This is a genomic window from Burkholderia sp. A9, from assembly GCF_000801975.1.
In genome coordinates this window covers 1-1571 of sequence record NZ_JSZN01000081.1, presented here as the reverse complement: position 1 = coordinate 1571, position 1571 = coordinate 1, and the positions used below count along the sequence as shown (strand labels likewise).

2 protein-coding genes and 1 pseudogene are annotated in these 1571 nt (G+C 57.9%); all 3 read right to left on the bottom strand.

The window, feature by feature from the left end:
• A partial coding sequence (locus tag PI86_RS15535) for a cation diffusion facilitator family transporter (protein ID WP_039324410.1) occupies positions 1–299 on the bottom strand: 299 nt, incomplete at its 3' end.
• 239 nt (positions 300–538) lie between these two features.
• Positions 539–832 carry an H-NS histone family protein gene (locus PI86_RS15530; RefSeq protein ID WP_039324408.1) on the bottom strand — a complete coding sequence of 98 codons (294 nt, stop codon included), beginning with the start codon at positions 830–832 and terminating at the stop codon, positions 539–541.
• 357 nt (positions 833–1189) lie between these two features.
• Positions 1190–1571: pseudogene (locus tag PI86_RS15525) on the bottom strand (pyridoxamine 5'-phosphate oxidase); the annotation flags it as partial.

Below are 1571 nucleotides of genomic sequence, written 5' to 3'. Positions count from 1 at the left end.
GCGATCAGGATCGCGCCGAGAAACAGCGACGCGACCGTCTCGTAGCGGCTGTGTCCGTAATTGTGGTCGGCATCCGGCGATGCACCACTATGGCGATTCGCAACCAGGACGACAAAATCCGAGATCAAATCGGAAATCGAATGGATCCCGTCGGCAATCAATGCCTGCGAATGCGCAACCACCCCCACGGCGATCTGAAACGTCGCAAGCACGACATTCAGCACAATACTGACGAGGGTGCTCTTGCGCGCGACCGCGTGCTTATCCGCGCTTTGCGCGTCGCCAGAAAACGTGGACATGAAATACGAGATATCGGTTGGGATACGGAATTCTATCAAACGAAACCCGTGGGGCATTCCGATAACCCCAAATTTTTCATTTAAATCAACCGCTTATGCGAACGGGTTGCATTTTCATTCACACACCGATCCTGACATTTTCATGACAGCACGCATACATCCCGATGCCGGCATACAAAAAAAAGCCGCGCTCCTGGACGGATACGCGGCTCTTTCGCAGCGGCAACTTAAACAGTTGTTTAAATCGCAAACTGTTCGCGGTTCTTCCCGGCGATCCAGCGCGGCGGCTTGCCACGGCCCGACCACGTCGCGCCCGTTTCCGGATCGCGGTATTTGGCAGCCACGCCTGCGCGCGGGCGGCCGACCTTACCGGCCTTGGCGCGGCTGAGGCCGAGATCGGCGAGCGAAAAGCCGTAGTCGGCAATTTTCTGCTTCACGTCATTCAGCACTTCGGCGTATTCGCGCGACTTCGCTTCTTCGATTTGCTTCTCCAGCTTCTCCCGCTGAGCCAGCAGGTCCTTGTAAGAAGACATAGTTTCCCTTTCTATATGACCAAATGGCGCCGGTCTGCAGCCAGCTCACCATTCATGGAATATTTGTGCCTCGGATTTTCGAAGGCAGAGGTTAGCACAAAAAAGATTTGATAGAAGCGAGATTCATGAAAATCCCGAGACCAATTGTAATTCACGCATGTCATTCTGACCGGCCACGGCCTTTTCTCAAATTTTTACCCGCTTACATAGAGATTAGGACATTACCGATCCGGTAATAGGCCTATCAACATACGCAATTACCCTGCATGCGAAAAAATAGAAGCTCTCATCTGGCGACAAGTTCGTGAAAATCGCGCAGCCCGACACGCTAAACGAACATGACACGCGCCCGCGACGTCAGGTCACATCCCGCGCACTCGCAATCAGCTGCTCGCGCAGCACGCCGGCATCGGCCGGCGCCGGGTCGAACGGCGTGCGCACGCGGCGGCCGTCGCAGCGCCAGTCGGCGCCGTGACGGTCGACGCCGAGCAGCTCGAGCCCGTCGCGGCGCGCAGCGCTCGCGTCGTACGCATCCCATAACGCCCGTTCGTCGTCGAACGACAGCGGCGGCAACGCATCGAGGCTCGTGCCGTCCACCCAGCCCATCCGGCCGAATCCACCGATATAGCGCAGCCGCTCGAGCTCGAGCGCCCAGAACGCGAAATCGCCGAGCGCGAGATAGCGCGCGGCATCCGGCTCGTAACGCGTGTAGCGCTCGGCGACGTGCGGATCGTCGCCG